Source organism: Klebsiella variicola (assembly GCF_000828055.2).
Taxonomy (GTDB): domain Bacteria; phylum Pseudomonadota; class Gammaproteobacteria; order Enterobacterales; family Enterobacteriaceae; genus Klebsiella; species Klebsiella variicola.
Genome location: NZ_CP010523.2, coordinates 2,041,586 through 2,057,446 on the forward strand (window position 1 = coordinate 2,041,586; position 15,861 = coordinate 2,057,446).

Here is a 15,861-nt window from a genome sequence, read left to right on the forward strand (position 1 = left end):
TCCCTTCGCCCTTAGCGCGTCTCCGCCAGCCGCTCGCCGCTGGCGGCATCAAACAGATGCAGGTTTTCGCGGCGGAGAGTCAGCCCCAGCGTCTGCTGCGCCGCGACCGCCACCCTGCCGGCAACCTGCACATGCACCGGAAAACCCTGCCAGTCGAGATGCAGCAGGGTGGATTCCCCCGTCACCTCCATGATGTTTACCGTTGCCGGCGCGCCATGCGCATCCGGCAGAATATCCTGCGGGCGCAGACCGACAATCAGCGGGGCATCGCCCTGCTGCGCCACGGCCTGATGCCAGCGTTCGGCCAGCGGAAACCACAGCGCGCCGCAGGCGACGCCGGGCTGGCCGTCGCGCACGGCGCGCTGGCCGGGCAGGAGATTCATCGGCGGGGAGCCGATAAAGCGGGCGACGAAGGTATTGCAGGGCTGGTCGTAAATGGCCAGCGGCGCCCCCTGCTGGACGATCTGCCCGTCGCGCATCACCACAATCTGATCGGCCAGAGTCATCGCCTCCACCTGGTCATGGGTGACATAGATCATGGTGGTATTGATGCGCTGGTGAAGGGATTTGATCTCCGCGCGCAGCTCCATCCGCAGCTGGGCGTCAAGGTTCGACAGCGGCTCATCGAACAGGAAAACCTGGGGGTTTCTGACCATGGCCCGGCCCATCGCCACCCGCTGGCGCTGGCCGCCGGAGAGCGCACGCGGATAGCGAGCCAGCAGTTTATCAATCCCCAGCAGGCTGGCGACCTGCTGCACTTTGCTTTTCTGTAACTGCTTATCCACCTTTTTGACCTGCATATGAAAGGCGAGATTTTCCGCCACCGTCAGGTGGGGGTAGAGCGCGTAGCTCTGAAAGACCATCGCCACATCGCGGTCGGCCGGATCCAGATCGTTGACCGGCCGCTTGTTCATCAGAATGGTGCCGCCGGAAAGCGTTTCGAGACCGGCCAGCAGGCGCAGCAGGGTCGACTTGCCGCAGCCGGAAGGGCCCACCAGTACGGTAAAGCTGCCGTCGGGGATGGTGAGGTCCAGCGGCTGGAGCACCGTCTGTTTGCCGTAGCGCTTGGCGACATCGATCAGTTCAACACTGGCCATCGGTGGCCTCCTCAAGGTGATGTTGCAGGGTATGCCAGTCGGGATAGCGGCGCGGGGAGGTGCCGATCGCCTGCGCGGCGACGGTATTTCCCCAGCGCAGCGCGGCTGCCGCAGGTTTACCGCTCAGCAGCGCGGCAAGGAATCCTGCGTTAAAGCTGTCGCCAGCGCCGATGGTATCGATCACGGTGACTGGCCGGGTCGGCGCATGGTGATGGCCGTCGCTCGTCCAGCAGTCCGCGCCGTCGGCGCCGCGCTTTACCGCGCACCCGCCGCGGCCGCTGAGCCGTGCCGCCAGGGCTGCGGCGGCTTCGGCGAGGGTCGGGTGGCCGGCCAGCTGCAGGGTTTCAACGTCGTTGAGCAACAGCCAGTCGCAGTCGCCCAGCCAGCGGTCGACCTCATGACGCAGCGGGTCGCTCCAGCCCTGAGGCGGCCAGCCGGTATCGACGGCAAGGGTAAAACCGCGCTGGCGGAGCGTGGCGAGCAGCTGCGGATAGTCGGACAGCAGCCCGGTACAGAGAAAGGTACCGCAGAGCAACACGATATCGCCCTCGCCAGCGGCGGCCGGCAGCTGGCTCAACACATCCCCGGCGGCCAGGCGGGTAATATGTCCGTGGTTGCTGAGGAAGGAGCGCTCTTTGTTGGGATGGGTGATCGCCACCGTCAGCGAAGTTTCACAGGGATACTGCGGCCAGCGTGCGCTGCCGCCGGGAAACTGTGCCGCCAGCCACGGAGTAAACGCGTCGTCGCCCTGACAGCCGACCGTGCAGTGCGGAAGCTGCATGGCGGCGGCGGCCAGCGCGCAGTTGCCGGCAGAGCCGCCGGGCCGCAGCGCGCTGTGCTCGAGCATCATCTCAGTCCCCTGGGCAGGCCAGTGGGTCAGGGTTCCCATCACTAAATCAATATTGTAATTGCCCACGATATAGAGCACAGGTGTCCTGGTGTTATTCATAGTTATCCTTTACTTCCCCCGTTGGTGAGGCCGCTGACCAGCGATTTTTGCAACCAGATAGCAATCAACAGCGGAGGGACTGAGGCCAGTATGCCGACCGCCGCCACCAGCCCGTCATCGGTGGCGCGGCCAGCGGTGAAGCCGGCGATGGTCACCGGCAGCGTTTGGGCGGCGAGGTTGCTGGTGAACAGTAGCGCATAGAAAAACTCGTCCCACGCCAGCAGCCAGCCGAACAGCGCGGCGGCGCCAAGCATCGGTTTCGCCAGCGGCAGAGTGATACGCAGCAGGACCTGCCAGATGCGCAGACCGTCAAGCCGGGCCGCCTGTTCGATATCCTGCGGCAGGGTATCGAACTGGTTTTTGACCATCCACGTCAGAAACGGCACGATCAGCGAGCAGTAGACCAGCACCAGCCCGCTGCGGGTGTTGAGCAGGCCAAAGTGTTCAAGAATAAAATAGAGCGGCAGCACAAAGGCCACGGGCGGCACCATATAGATGCCGAGGCCGGCGTACAGCCAGCCGTCGCGGCCGGGATAACGCGAAAAGCTGAAGGCGGCGGGGATCGCCAGCAACAACGACACCAGCGTCGCCCCGGCGGCCACCAGCAGGCTGTTGCCCAGCGCGGGAAGAAACAGCGCCCCGGGTTCGCCAGGGGCCAGCGACAGCAGATGGCCATAGCGGCTGAAGTCCCACTGCCGCGGGAGCCACTCCAGCGGGACGCGGGTGAGGTCCGCGGTGGTGCTGACGCTCATCAAAAACAGCCACAGCATCGGGGCGAGGATCGAGATCGCCACCGCCAGCGCCGCCAGGTAACGCAGTACGATGTACCCTTTACGCTTCATCATCAACACTCCGGCGCCGCTGACGCAGCAGCAAAAACAGATACAGGGCTATCAGCACGGCGCACATCAGGCTCATCAGCATGGCGTAGGCCGCGCCGCTGCCGGCGCGCAGGTAGCTGAAGGACTCCTGATAGACAAAAAAGCTCAACGTTTTGGTACTGTCGAGCGGGCCGCCGCGGGTCATAACATAGATAATGTCGAACACTTTGAAGGCATCGATGGTGCGTAGCACCAGCGCGACGCCAAGGGGACCCACAATGGCCGGAAAGGTAATGGCGCGAAAACGCCGCCAGGCCGAGGCGCCGTCGAGCCGCGCCGCCTCGTACAGATCGTCGGGAACAGACTGCAGGGCGGCCAGCACCAGCAGGGTGACCAGCGGGTAGTTTTTCCAGATATCCGCCAGCATCACCGCGTGCAGCGCGGAATCCGGCGAGCCCAGCCAGCTGCGATAGCTGTCAATCAGCCCCAGCTGGCTGAGCAGAGCATTAACGCTGCCGTAGTCGGGATTAAAGTTAAGCCGCCACATCATGGCGTTGACGATAGTTGGCAACGCCCACGGCAGGATCACCAGCACCCGCAGGACATTTCGCCCGACAAAACGCTGATTCAACAACAGCGCCACCAGTACGCCGATCGCCCCCTCAATCGCCACCGAGACCACGGTGAAATAGAGCGTTCGCGCGAAGGCCGCACGAAAGTCCGGGTCGGTCAGGGCATAAAGATAATTATCCAGCCAGACGTAGTGGGTCGCCTCGCCGCTTCCCGCCAGCGCGGTATCGGTAAAACTCAGCCACAGCGTGCGCGCCAGCGGCCATGCGGTGAGGATAAACATCGCGATAAGCATGGGCGCTAACAGCACCCATGCCTGACGATGCTCGCGTCGTTGCAGACTCAGCATCATGCCTCCTTAACGCAGACGGGCCGCGCTGGTGTCGACCGCCTTGAGGGCGACGTCGGGCGTGGCTTTACCCTGCAGTACCGACTGAAGCTGCTGTTGCAGGGTGTTTGACAGGCGCGAGTAATCTGCCGTTTCGGGACGAGAGAGCATCACGTTCAACGACTTGTCGGCGGCGGCGATCAGGCTCTCCTGGCCTTTGGCAACGGCAGGATCCTGGTACGAGGCTTTCCACACCGGCAAGCTCAGTTTGGCATACTTGTCCTGTACCGGCTGGGAGGTCAGATAGTGAATATACTGCCAGGCCTCTTCCGGATGCTGACTGGCTTTGGCGATGCCCAGGCCCATTGAACCGTTGACGGCGCCGGGTTTATCCGGGGTATCGCCTGGGGCGGGGACAATGCCAACATCACCTGCGACTTTACTCTGTTTCGGATCGTTGGCCATGTTGTACATATAGGTCCAGTTGAGCGCAAAGGCGGCGTCGCCATTGGAGAAAGCCTTACGCACATCCTCCTCAAGATATTCACGTGATGCCGGGTTGCTCAGCCCCTGATCGAGCGAGGTTTTCATCAGCGTGACCGCTTTCAGCGAGGCGGGCGTCGAAAAATCGAGCTTGCCGTTCTGGTAGAAGCTCCCGCCGAAGCCGGAGACGAGGGTGGTGTAATCGCAGACCAGCGCTTCCGCTTGCGACCAGCTCCAGACCAGAGGATATTTAACAATCCCTTTGTCCTTAAGCACTTTGGCGTCGTCCATTACCTGCTGCCAGCTGGCAGGCGGCGTTTTGATCCCCGCTTTGTCCAGCATGGCTTTGTTGTAGTACAGATATTTGGTGTCGAGGATCCACGGCATGCCGAGGGTTTTGCCTTGATACACCACGGTATTCATCGCCCCGGGGAAAATCTTTTCGCGCTCGTCGGCGGCAATCCGTGAGGAGACATCCTGCAGCAGATCGTAGCGGCTAAACTCCGCCGGCCAGATCGCGTCGAACAGCACCACGTCGTAGCCGTTACCCCCTGCGCCGCGGGCGGCGACGATCTTGTCGTGCAGCGCTTCATAGGGGACGAATTCGAGATTGACCTTCACGTCAGGGTGTTGCTTTTCGAAGTCACTGGTCATCGCGCGAATGTCGTTTTCGCTATAGGCCGCCTGGGTCATGAACAGGGCATTAATCTGGGTCGCTGCGCTGACGCTCCCGCTGATAACGAGCATCGCCAGCAGACAGGCGTTGACCCGTAGTGCGCTGTGGTATTTCATCTTTGCTCTCCGCTGTGCTGTACTGAAAGGGGTTATGATTTATTAAATCAATTTGATTGATTTAATCAGGGCGACAATATCGGCGACATCTCCCGAGGGGCCCCAGCACTAAGCGTAGCAAAGGGTATGCCATCGCGAAGACCCGCCTGCGCGGGTCGTTGTCAGATCTGTGATGCCGGCTAAAATTTCACCAGTCCAGCCTGGAAGGGAAACGATGAAAACATCAGGTACAAACCTTGAACATGCCCGGGTGCATAACCGCCGGGTGATCATTGAGGCGGTGCGTTTACATGGCGAGCTGACCCGCGCCGAGCTGGCGCGGCTGACCGCGCTGACCCCGCAGACCGTGTCGAATATTGTGGCGGAGCTGGAGCAGATGGATCTCCTGACCAGCCACCAACCGCGGCGCGCCAGCGGCCGTGGACAGCCAGCGGTGCCGGTGAGCCTCAATCCCGCCAGCGCCTGGTCAATTGGCATCCATCTTGATCATCAGACGCTGATTGTGGTGCTGGTGGATCTGGCCGGCGAGGTCCATTTTCGCCGACTCATTCTGGTGCAAAAGCCCCAGCCTGGTGCGACCTTTGCCCGCCTCGCTGAGGTGCTGAATGAGATCCGTGCGCTGCCGACGCTGGACTGGTCGCGGGTGCTGGGGATGGGGGTCGTGATGCCGGGGCCCTTTGGCGTGGAAGGGATCTCGTCGACGGGACCCACGACGCTCAACGGCTGGGAAGGGGTCGATGTAGCGGCGGAGCTCGGGCGACTCAGCGGCCTGCCAGTGACTCTCGAAAACGACGCCACGGTGGCCGCCATTGGCGAACGCTTTCACGGCGTGGCGCGGCAGCTCAACTCTTTTGTCTATCTCTATATTGGCACCGGTCTGGGCGCCGGTATTTTTACCGATGGTCATGTGTATACCGGCCATGCCCATAACGCCGGTGAGGTCGGGCATATTGTGGTCGCGCCGAACGGTCGCCCTTGCTATTGCGGGAATGAGGGATGCCTTGAGCGCTATGTTTCGCTGCAGGCGGCCTATGAGTTTTGCGGCCTCGACCCCTATCGCGCGCTGCCGGAAGATCTGCTGTCGGTGGACGCTGCGCTTTTCGACCAGTGGATCACCAGCATCCTGGCGCCGTTGCGTCAGGCGATCAATTTGCTGGAGTGCGTCTTCGATGCCGAGACGGTGGTGGTGGGCGGTATGATGCCCGCCCCCTTGCTGGAGAAAGTGCTGGCGCGGCTGCCGCCGCTGTATCAGTCTGTGCGCGGGCGTTACCTGCCGGCGCAGCGTGTCAAAATGGGGATGACCGGCACCGATACTGCCGCGCTGGGCGCCGCTGCGCTGCCAATCTTTGATGAATTTAATCCGCAGTTTCAGGTGTTGATGAAAGCGGTGAATACAAACGCGCTTTTTGGCAAAGCTAAGTAAATTAAATACTTTGTTATTTAACGTGTTATCTCACATCTTCGGAGGGAATGAGGCAACACGGCAAGGTATCGGAAGTGACGGAAAAGAAGACGGCTGTCTATGTGGATGATCAACAGCGCATCCTGATCCGCCAGCTGGCGCGCAGCTGGCTGTGGCGCAGCGAGCTGCCGACATGGCTGCTGATTGTGACGGTTTACGGCGGCTGGTTTGCCTGCGTGGCGGGCTGGCAGACGCTGGGTTTGATGCCGGCCACGCTGCTGCTGATCTGGTTTACCACCTGGTATATGTCCTTACAGCACGAGCTTATCCATGGGCATCCCACCCGGCTGGCATGGTTTAACCAGCTGTTGGGGACGCTGCCGCTGGCGGTCTGGTATCCCTATGGCATCTACCGCGACAGCCACCTGGCGCACCATCGCAACCATCTGCTGACGCACCCCGAGGACGACCCCGAATCGTACTATGTGACGGCGGAAAGCTGGCAGCGCTTCTCAGCCTGGCAGCGCCGTCTTATCCACCTGCGCAACACCTTCTGGGGGCGTCTGCTGCTGGCGCCGCTGATGGATATTATTCACACCCTGAACCGCGCGCTGCGGGCTTTCCGCGAGGGTGACCGCCGCGCTATCGCCATGTGGAGTCTGCATCTGTTGCTGCTGACGGGCCTGCTGACCTGGATGGCGGCGCAGGGTTTTTCCCCACTGTGGTTTGTGCTGGCGGTGAGCTACCCGGCGCTGGCCCTGACCAAAGTGCGCTCTTTTCTCGAACACCGCGCCGCGGATGACCCGCTGGCCCGCTCGGTGATCAACGAGGCCGGGCTCCCCTGGCGGGTGCTGTTCCTCAATCTCAACTACCATGCGGTGCATCATGACCTGCCAGGGGTCCCCTGGTACGCTTTACGTCAGCTGTATCTGCATCGCCAGACGGCTTATCTGCAGCGTAATCAGGGGTTCCTGGTGCGTGGGTACGGCGAGTGGCGACGCCATTTTGGCCGCCGGGCGGTGGCGGTGAACGCCCATCCGGGCTTTGGCGAGCAGGCGCAAGCGGGAGGAGAACATGGCTGAACGCATGACCTTTCCGATGTATGCCATCCACCGTCAACAGACCCAGGCCCTGTGGCAGGCGGTGCAGTCGCTGCTGGCCGAACGCGGCGTGACCGTGACGGGAGATCCTCCGGCGGCTGACCCCGAGGATCTGCTGGACCACTGGCGCCAGCCGACGCTGTTGCTGAGCCAGACCTGCGGCTACCCGCTGGTGACCCAGCTGCCGGAGGTGCAGACGGTGGGCTGTTTCCACTACGCCGCGCCCGGTTGTGAAGGGCGCCGCTACCGCAGCCTGTTGGTGGTCCGCGAAGCGGATAGTCATCGGATGCTGGGGGACTTTTTTGGCCGTCGGGCCGCGTGCAATGCCGAGCACTCGCAGTCCGGCTACAACGTGCTGCGTAAAATGGTCGCGCCGCTCTCCCGGGAGGGGCGATTTTTTTCGGCGGTGGTGTTCAGCGGCAGCCATCGGCAGTCGCTGCGCGAGCTGCAGCAGGAAAACGCCGATATCGCCGCCATCGACTGCGTGACCTACGCGCTGCTGCAGCGCCATCAGCCGCAGGTCCTGGCAGGCCTGGTGGCGATCGGCTGGAGCCCGGCCGCGCCAGGGCTGCCGCTGATCACCGCCGGCGCCACTCCGGCGGCGACGCTGAATAGCCTGCGCGAGGCGCTCCAGCAGTTAGTGAGCGATGCGCGCTATCGTCCCCTGTGCGATGCCTTGCTGATCTGCGGCTATAGCGATATGCCGCGGGAGGCCTATGCGCCGCTGCTGGCGTGGCGGGATGAGGCCGCGGCGCTGGGAGTCAGCCAGCTATAGGTAAAATGCCCCGGCCAGCGGTCTGTGCCGGGGCGGGCCACGTCGGGCTACGGCGCGGTGAAGCGGTTTTCCACCGCGGGCAGACCGAGCTTTTCACGCAGGGTGCCGGGCGGGTAGCGATCGCGCATGACGCCGTTACGCTGCAGAATCGGCACCACCTGGTCAACAAAGCGGTCAAAGTCTCCCGGCAGCAGCGGGAACATCAGGTTGAACCCATCGGCGGCGCCCGCCTGCCAGGTCTCCGTTAAGGTGGCGGCAATCTCCTCGGCGCTGCCCAGCAGCAGCCAGCTATCGGAACTCTGTAATAACAATTTCCCCAACTCCAGCAGGGTGAGCCGTGGATCGTACTGGCGGATAAGCTTCAGCGCCGTGCGGATGCCATCAAAGCTCTCTTCATCGGGGAGCGGCGGCAGGGGTTGGTCCCGTGGCAGGGGGCTGAGATCCATCCGAAGATAAGAGGAGAGCAGGTCGATAGCCATCTGGTCGCTCATCAGCTGCTCGTTAAGCTGCTGGCGGGCCGCCTTTTCCTCGCTGGAGTTCACCACCACCGGCAGGACCCCGGCGATAATTTTGAAATGGGCCGGATCGCGCCCGTGCTGGCGCAGCCGCTGGTTCATCTCTTCGCGATAGGCCAGCCCCTCGGCGATCGAGTGAATAAACACGAAGTGCATATCAGACCAGGCGGCGGCCAGCGCTTTTCCCGCCTCTGAAGAGCCGGCCTGCACCAGCAGCGGATGGCCCTGCGGCGGGCGAGGGACGTTGAGCGGGCCGCGCACGCGAAAGTACTCGCCCTGATAGTCGAGGTGATGCACCTTGCCGGCATCGGCGAATAATCCGTGCGCTTTATCGAAGATCGCCGCGCCATCTTCCCAGGAATCCCACAGGCGAGTGACCACGTCGATGAATTCATTGGCCCGCTGGTAGCGGGTGCCGTGGCGGGGAAGCTGCTCCAGACCGAAGTTTGCCGCCTCTTCTTCCAGCCACGACGTCACCACATTCCAGCTGGCCCGGCCATTGCTGAGGAAATCCAGCGAGGCAAAGTAGCGCGCCAGGTTATAGGGTTCGTTATAGGAGGTCGACGCGGTGGCCATCAGACCGATATGCTCCGTCACCGCGGCGAGGGCGGAGAGCAGCGTCAGGGGTTCAAGCCGGGCGTTGGCATAGTGGGTCAGGCCGCTGGGCACCGTATCCCACACCGCGATATGGTCGGCGACAAAGATAGCGTCGAGGGTCGCCGCTTCGGCCTTGCGCGCCAGACTGGCGTAATAGTTGAGGGTAAATATTTCCGCTTCTGGTGCGTCAGGGTGACGCCAGGAGAAACGGTAATCCCCCTGCGGGTTATAAAAGAACAGGTTCAGGATCATGTGTCGGGTAGACATAGCGTGGACTCGCGGCTGAACGCCATCCGTGGCGGGGTGACGGTCAGTGTTGGGTGAGGTTGGCATTAACCCATTGCTCGGCGACGGCTGCCGGATCTTTATGCTGGAGATCCACCTGCTGGTTGAGGGCAATCAGCGTGGCATTGTCCAGCTTGCCGGAAACCTCATTGAGCACGGCGCTGATCTCCGGCGTCAGACTGGCTTTGCGCACCAGCGGCACCACGTTCTGACTCGGTTGTTCATGTTTATCATCCTCGAGGACCACCCATTTCTCCTTCGCCAGGTTGCCCTGGGTGGAGACGACCGTCGCGACGTCGATTTTGCCCGAATTGAGCGCCAGCCGGGTCAGCGGCCCGCCCATGTCCAGCGATTTCACCGCTTTGAACTCAAGTCCATAGACGCGCTTCAGCCCCGGCAGGCCCAGGGCGCGTACCGCCAGCTCCGGTGGTCCGCCGATCACCAACTGCGGGGCGACGGGCTTCAGGTCGGAGAGGGTGCGCAGATGGTATTTCTCCGCGGTCTCGGCACGTACCGCCCAGGCGGTGATCGAGGTGGCCGGGGCCGGGTTCAACAGGGTGAAATCGGCGGGCAGGGCCTGGGCCAGCTCAGCGCTAACGGCCTGCTGGCTGGTGGCCTCGGTCTTGCCGTTATAGAAATTGAGCAGGGCGCCAAGATATTCCGGAACGATATCGATCTCACCGCTCTGCAGCGCCGGAATAATAATTTCCCGGTTGCCAAGGTTGAGACGGGTGTTGGCCTCGATATGATTTTTCTTTAACGCGCTGGCGTAGATGTTGGCGAGAATGGAGCTTTCGGTAAAATTGGCCCCGCCCACCGTGACGCTGGCGGCAAAGGTGCTAACGCTCAGGCTGAAGAGCCCGGCGGCCAGCAGCGAGAGACGAAATCGACGGGCGGTGACGGCCTTGCCAAATAATTGCTTCATAATACCTCTTTTATTTTCAGGTTAATCAGCCCCAGGCGCTGGGGTCATGTCAGTTTCACGCTAATAAGGCGCGGCAATACGGCGATGAACCAGGCGGCCGGCGCAGCGGGCGAAAAGCAGTTCACCGCCTATCGCCAGCAGGGAAACCACCAGCGAGCCGCCGATCACCTGCGGGATATCCCGCTGCCCGAGGCCGTCGATCAGAAAACGTCCCAGCCCGCCCAGACCGGCATAGGCCGCGACCACCGCCGTGGCGATAAGCTGAACCAGCGCCGTGCGCACACCGGCGAGGATCAGCGGCGCCGCCAGGGGGATCCGCACCTGCCACAGGCTTTGCCAGGGGGTCATGCCCAGCGCGATGGCCGCATCGCACAGCGGGCGATCGGCGTGATAAATCCCCACCCAGGTGTTAGTGAGGATGGGCGGGATCGAGAGCGCAATAAGCGCCGCCAGCACCGGGATATCGTTAAAGCCAAAAACGATGATGCATAATAAAATCAGCCCTAACGAAGGAATGGCGCGGCCAAGATTAAACAGGTTAATCACCACGAAGGCCCCTTTGCGCCAGTAGCCCAGCGCGATGCCGAGCGGCAGGGCAATGGCGCAGGCCACGGCCATACTGACCAGCACGTAATAAAGGTGTTGGCCCAGGCGCAGCAAGATGCCCTCGTCACCCAGCCAGTGCTCCGGCTGGGTTAGCCAGTGAAAAGTAGCAAGAAGCAGGGTCATCATTCCGTCCACGGCGCTAGCCAGTCGCCGAGACGGGCAATCAGCCCGTCAAAGACCAGCGACAGGAGCAGGCTCAGGACCAGGCTAACGACTATCGGCGTCAGAAAGTCCTGATTAAAACCCGCCAGCAGTAGCTGCCCCAGCCCGCCCTGGCCGATCAGCGCAGTGACGGTGACCAGGCCGACCAGCGTCACCGAGGCAATGCGCAGCCCGGCAAACAGAGAGGGCAGTAGCAGCCACAGCTCGATATCGAAGAAGCGGAACCCGCGGGTGTAGCCGAGCGCCCGCGCGGACTCCAGCGCCGCCTGCGGCAGCTTCTCCATGCCGGCCAGCACGTTGCGCAGCAGGATCAGCAGGGAGTACAGCGTCAGGCCAATCAGCGAGGTGGTCAGCGACAGCCCGGTAAACGGCAGCAATAAAATAAACAGCGCCAGCGAGGGAATGGTAAAGAGCACACCGCACAGGGTGATGAGCGGCTGCGCCGTCGCGGGCCAGCGTAAGGTCACCGCTAACAGGCCGCCGGTGAGCAGGGAGCCGAACAGCAGGGCCAGCAGGACCATCCGCGCATGCTGCCAGAGCAGATCGCCGATCATCGCGTGGTTATCGATAACCCAGCTCCAGTCAATCATGAGATCGCACCCCCACCGCGCCGTCGAGCACCTGCTGCAGCAGGGTGTGGGATACCGCCCCCTGGTATTGGCCTTCGTCATCCACATGCACCAGCACGCCGGTCGCCACGTCGAGCAGCGCGCTGTAGGCAAAACGCAGGCTGTGGCTGCTGGCGAGTGGGCGCTCCACCGGCAGGGTGAGGCCCCGCTGCGGATCGAACCAGTGCAGCGGGCGTCGCTGGCGGTCAAGCACCAGACGCAGCGGGCTGGCCAGCGGTGGATGGGTACTGGCGATCGGCGTCAGCGCTTCGTCGAGCAGGGGGACATCGTGACGCGGCAGCTGGCCGACCTGTATCATGCCCAGCCGCTTCAGATTGGGCTCCGGGCCGATAAAGCGGCGCACGAACTCGCTCGCCGGGTGGGCCAGAATACGGTCGGGTGTATCAAACTGCGCCAGCACGCCGCCTTCCTGGAAAATGGCGATTTTATCGCCGAGACGGATCGCTTCATTGATATCGTGGGTCACTAATACAATGGTTTTCTGCAGCCGCTGCTGCAGGAGCAAGAGCTCATCCTGGAGGCGTTCGCGGACCACCGGGTCGATGGCGGCGAAAGGCTCATCCATCAGTAAAATGGGCGGATCGGCGGCGATGGCTCGGGCGATGGCCACGCGACCCTGCTGGCCGCCGGAGAGCTGATGCGGATAGCGGTGCAGCAGATGACTATCGAGCGACATCAGCGCCACCAGTTCGTCAATCCGCGCGCGGATCCGTGCTTTGCTCCAGCCCGCCAGCCGCGGCACGGTCGCGATATTTTGCGCCACGGTACGATGGGGAAAGAGCGCAGCGCTTTGCATCACGAAGCCGATCTGGCGGCGGATCTGGATAATATCAGCGTCAGCGAGGCGGACGCCCTGAATATAGACGTCGCCGCTGTCGGGAATATCCAGCTGGTTAATCATGCGCAGGATAGTCGTTTTTCCGCAGCCGCTCGGGCCGACGAAGGTGCAGAATTCGCCATGATCAATATCCAGACTGAGGTCGCGAATGGCCGGCTGGGCGCTGCCTGGATAGGTTTTGCAAAGATGCGTTAATTTAATCATGGTGGAATTCAACACTCTGAATAATAAAGTCCTGACCCGGATAAAGTGGCGCCGGGATCCTGGCTCAAACTACAGAGCGCCTGCGGGGAGGGCAAATACGTTATTTGCATTTGCATAGTGAAAAGCTGGTTAATCAGTTGCTATGGAAGAGAGGCCGGGAAGTTGTTTTATGGATTTGTGATCGGCAACACAAATGACTCTCAAGCGGCCACCGTAAAAGATAAATTACCAGGGTTGATTTTAATCAAAGTATGACCGCCTGCGATATGGCGGAAAAAGCAGCGCCGTCCGCCGCAAAACAAAAACAAGATTGTGAATTTAATGTTTCTATCGTGTAAATAATGACCGCGCATTTTGCCCAACCGCCGGGGATAAAATGTGATGCCCGACCGGCTTGTCGTTAAATAACGGCGTTTATTACGTCTGCTTTTTATTGTTTACAGCATTAATTTAATTTTCGGCTTTCTTCTCACCCTGATAGCGCGGGTCGAATAACGTACAAAAGGCGTATTTTTTATCGCCATTTCGCTGTCGATGTTATCGCCATCAATTATTTTTATCCCCGCATTCGACCACAGTAAAAGGCGCGCAAATAGCGTTTATGATGCTTGTAATTTGTTGATTTTAATTTACTTATTCTGACTCGTGGCTCCTGCTTATCCTCCGCGGCGGAGCCTTTGTGAGAGCTCTCACATAACCCGGTGATCGCGATTTGTTACACTTTCCGCCGTCAACAAAGGAATGAAAGTGAGACGCGATGAATACTTTTTCTCTGCCTAAAACACAGCATCTGGTGGTTTTCCAGGAAGTGATCCGCAGTGGGTCAATCGGGGCCGGAGCAAAAGCGTTAGGACTCACTCAGCCGGCGGTCAGTAAAATCATTGGTGACATGGAAAGTTATTTTGGCAGCGAATTAATCGTCCGGCGAAATACCGGCGTCTCGCTCACCGAGGCCGGGCAGGTATTTCTCAACTGGTCAGAAGCGATCACCCGTGAAATGAAAAATATGGTCAATGAAATGAATGCTCTGACCAACAGCGCGGTGGTGGATGTCTCCTTTGGTTTCCCTTCGCTGGTCGGGTTTACCTTTATGTCGGAGATGGTGCATCAGTTTAAAATGACCTTCCCGAAGGCGCGGGTCTCAATGTATGAAGCGCAGCTCTCCGCTTTTTTACCGGCGATCCGCGACGGGCGTCTCGACTTCGCCATCGGGACGCTGAGCGATGAGATGAAACTGCAGGACCTGCACGTCGAGCCGCTGTTTGAGTCTGAGTTTGTGCTGGTGGCGAACCGGGCGCGGATCGGCAACGGCACCGTCCGTCTGGCCTCGCTCCAGCATGAGCAGTGGGTGCTGCCGGAGACCAATATGGGCTATTACAGCGAACTGCTGGCCACCCTGCAGCGCAGCGGCATCCGCCGCGAAAATATCGTCAATACCGATTCGGTGGTGACGATCTATAACCTGGTACTCAATGCCGATTTTCTGACGGTGATCCCCTGCGACATGACCACGCCGTTCGGCTCGAGCCAGTTTGTCACCATCCCCATTAAAGAGGCCTTGCCGGTGGCGCGCTATGCGGCGGTATGGTCGAAGAATTACCGGCTTAAAACCGCGGCGGCGTCGCTGGTGGAGATGGCGAAACAGTACTCTTCGGGGCAGGGAAACCGCCACTGGCAGCCAATCGAAATTGCCTGACTGATATTGATTAAATAACCCAACACACGTCCTCGCTGTTATCAGCAGGATGACGCCCGGTCATTGACTTTATATTAAGATACAGAGGCCATCATGCATATTACCTACGATCTTCCGGTATCCATTGACGATATTCTCGAGGCGAAGCAACGCCTGGCGGGAAAAATATATAAAACGGGCATGCCCCGCTCGAATTATTTTAGCGAACGCTGCCAGGGGGAAATATTCCTTAAATTCGAAAATATGCAGCGCACGGGCTCATTTAAAATTCGCGGCGCGTTTAATAAGCTCTGCGGTTTAACCGCGGCGGAAAAACGCAAAGGGGTGGTGGCCTGTTCGGCGGGCAACCATGCGCAGGGGGTCTCGCTCTCCTGCGCCATGCTCGGCATTGACGGGAAAGTGGTGATGCCGAAAGGGGCGCCGAAATCGAAAGTCGCCGCCACCTGCGATTATTCGGCAGAGGTAGTCCTGCATGGCGATAACTTTAACGATACCCTCGCCAAAGCCAGCGATATTGTTGAACTTGAGGGCCGTATTTTTATTCCCCCCTATGACGACCCGCAGGTTATTGCCGGGCAGGGAACGATTGGTCTCGAAATATTAGAAGATCTGTATGACGTGGATAATGTCATCGTGCCGATTGGCGGCGGGGGATTAATTGCCGGCATCGCGATTGCGATTAAATCCATTAACCCGACGATCCGCATTATTGGCGTGCAGTCAGAAAATGTTCACGGGATGGCCGCCTCCTGGTATGCCGGGGAGATCACCAGCCATCGCCACGCCGGCACCTTAGCCGATGGTTGCGATGTCGCCCGGCCAGGGAAACTGACTTATGAAATCGCCCGCCAGCTGGTGGATGACATCGTCCTGGTCAGTGAGGACGACATTCGCCAGAGCATGGTCGCCTTAATTCAGCGCAATAAAGTGATCACCGAAGGGGCCGGGGCGTTGGCCTGCGCCGCGTTATTAAGCGGCAAACTAGACAGCTATATCCAGAACCGCAAAACGGTCAGCCTGATTTCCGGGGGCAATATCGATCTCTCGCGGGTATCGCAAATTACGGGTTTTGTTGACGCTTAATTCA

The 15,861-nt window shown here is 60.4% G+C and carries 16 protein-coding genes; 5 read left to right on the forward strand and 11 right to left on the reverse strand.

Annotated features, from left to right (window positions below):
• Window positions 1-11: 11 nt before the first annotated feature.
• From SP68_RS09570 to SP68_RS09590, 5 genes are read right to left on the reverse strand one after another with little or no spacing between them, the layout of a single operon-like run.
• Window positions 12-1,097, reverse strand: a complete 1,086-nt coding sequence (locus tag SP68_RS09570) for an ABC transporter ATP-binding protein (RefSeq protein ID WP_008804321.1) — start codon at window positions 1,095-1,097, stop codon at window positions 12-14.
• Window positions 1,084-2,046, reverse strand: coding sequence for a carbohydrate kinase family protein (locus tag SP68_RS09575; RefSeq protein ID WP_040968652.1), 963 nt, complete (start codon window positions 2,044-2,046; stop codon window positions 1,084-1,086). The genes SP68_RS09570 and SP68_RS09575 overlap by 14 nt, the downstream gene beginning before the upstream one ends.
• A 2-nt stretch (window positions 2,047-2,048) precedes the next feature.
• The gene (locus SP68_RS09580) at window positions 2,049-2,888 is read right to left on the reverse strand and encodes a carbohydrate ABC transporter permease (RefSeq protein WP_008804323.1); all 840 of its coding nucleotides are present in this window, start codon (window positions 2,886-2,888) and stop codon (window positions 2,049-2,051) included.
• A complete protein-coding gene (locus SP68_RS09585) occupies window positions 2,878-3,786 on the reverse strand; it encodes a carbohydrate ABC transporter permease (protein ID WP_012541290.1) in 909 nt (302 codons plus the stop codon). Before SP68_RS09585 ends, SP68_RS09580 begins: the two co-directional genes overlap by 11 nt.
• A 9-nt stretch (window positions 3,787-3,795) precedes the next feature.
• On the reverse strand, window positions 3,796-5,040 hold the full coding sequence (locus SP68_RS09590) for an extracellular solute-binding protein (RefSeq protein WP_012541291.1): 1,245 nt from the start codon (window positions 5,038-5,040) through the stop codon (window positions 3,796-3,798).
• Window positions 5,041-5,254: 214 nt separating this feature from the next.
• Here SP68_RS09590 and SP68_RS09595 point away from each other — a divergent pair, with 214 nt between their 5' ends.
• The 3 genes from SP68_RS09595 (at window position 5,255) to SP68_RS09605 (ending at window position 8,317) form a co-directional block, all read left to right on the forward strand.
• Window positions 5,255-6,463, forward strand: a complete 1,209-nt coding sequence (locus SP68_RS09595; protein ID WP_008804326.1) for an ROK family transcriptional regulator — start codon at window positions 5,255-5,257, stop codon at window positions 6,461-6,463.
• A 74-nt stretch (window positions 6,464-6,537) separates the two neighbouring features.
• On the forward strand, window positions 6,538-7,524 hold the full coding sequence (locus tag SP68_RS09600; protein ID WP_008804327.1) for a fatty acid desaturase: 987 nt from the start codon (window positions 6,538-6,540) through the stop codon (window positions 7,522-7,524).
• Entirely contained in the window at window positions 7,517-8,317 is an 801-nt protein-coding gene (locus SP68_RS09605) for a phosphate/phosphite/phosphonate ABC transporter substrate-binding protein (RefSeq protein ID WP_040968651.1), read from the forward strand. The genes SP68_RS09600 and SP68_RS09605 overlap by 8 nt, the downstream gene beginning before the upstream one ends.
• Before the next feature lie 47 nt (window positions 8,318-8,364).
• Here SP68_RS09605 and SP68_RS09610 read toward each other — a convergent pair whose 3' ends face one another.
• The 6 genes from SP68_RS09610 to SP68_RS28235 form a co-directional block, all read right to left on the reverse strand.
• The gene (locus tag SP68_RS09610; protein ID WP_308300755.1) at window positions 8,365-9,762 is read right to left on the reverse strand and encodes an NtaA/DmoA family FMN-dependent monooxygenase; all 1,398 of its coding nucleotides are present in this window, start codon (window positions 9,760-9,762) and stop codon (window positions 8,365-8,367) included.
• Window positions 9,740-10,639 (reverse strand): ABC transporter substrate-binding protein, encoded by a 900-nt coding sequence (locus SP68_RS09615; protein WP_012541295.1) that lies wholly within the window; start codon window positions 10,637-10,639, stop codon window positions 9,740-9,742. The genes SP68_RS09610 and SP68_RS09615 overlap by 23 nt, the downstream gene beginning before the upstream one ends.
• A gap of 60 nt (window positions 10,640-10,699) precedes the next feature.
• Entirely contained in the window at window positions 10,700-11,368 is a 669-nt protein-coding gene (locus SP68_RS09620; protein ID WP_004203269.1) for an ABC transporter permease, read from the reverse strand.
• Window positions 11,368-11,997 carry an ABC transporter permease gene (locus SP68_RS09625; protein WP_012967792.1) on the reverse strand — a complete coding sequence of 210 codons (630 nt, stop codon included), beginning with the start codon at window positions 11,995-11,997 and terminating at the stop codon, window positions 11,368-11,370. Before SP68_RS09625 ends, SP68_RS09620 begins: the two co-directional genes overlap by 1 nt.
• Window positions 11,990-13,078 (reverse strand): ATP-binding cassette domain-containing protein, encoded by a 1,089-nt coding sequence (locus SP68_RS09630; RefSeq protein WP_016161358.1) that lies wholly within the window; start codon window positions 13,076-13,078, stop codon window positions 11,990-11,992. The genes SP68_RS09625 and SP68_RS09630 overlap by 8 nt, the downstream gene beginning before the upstream one ends.
• A gap of 437 nt (window positions 13,079-13,515) precedes the next feature.
• Window positions 13,516-13,656: a hypothetical protein gene (locus tag SP68_RS28235; protein WP_162494490.1), complete on the reverse strand. Its 141-nt coding sequence runs from the start codon at window positions 13,654-13,656 to the stop codon at window positions 13,516-13,518.
• 179 nt (window positions 13,657-13,835) lie between these two features.
• On the opposite strand from SP68_RS28235, the gene tdcA reads away from it, so the two are divergent.
• Both tdcA and tdcB read left to right on the forward strand, forming a co-directional pair.
• A complete protein-coding gene (gene tdcA / locus SP68_RS09635; RefSeq protein ID WP_008804334.1) occupies window positions 13,836-14,774 on the forward strand; it encodes a transcriptional regulator TdcA in 939 nt (312 codons plus the stop codon).
• 93 nt (window positions 14,775-14,867) lie between these two features.
• Window positions 14,868-15,857, forward strand: a complete 990-nt coding sequence (tdcB, locus tag SP68_RS09640) for a bifunctional threonine ammonia-lyase/L-serine ammonia-lyase TdcB (RefSeq protein WP_002910762.1) — start codon at window positions 14,868-14,870, stop codon at window positions 15,855-15,857.
• The last annotated feature ends 4 nt before the right edge of the window (window positions 15,858-15,861 follow it).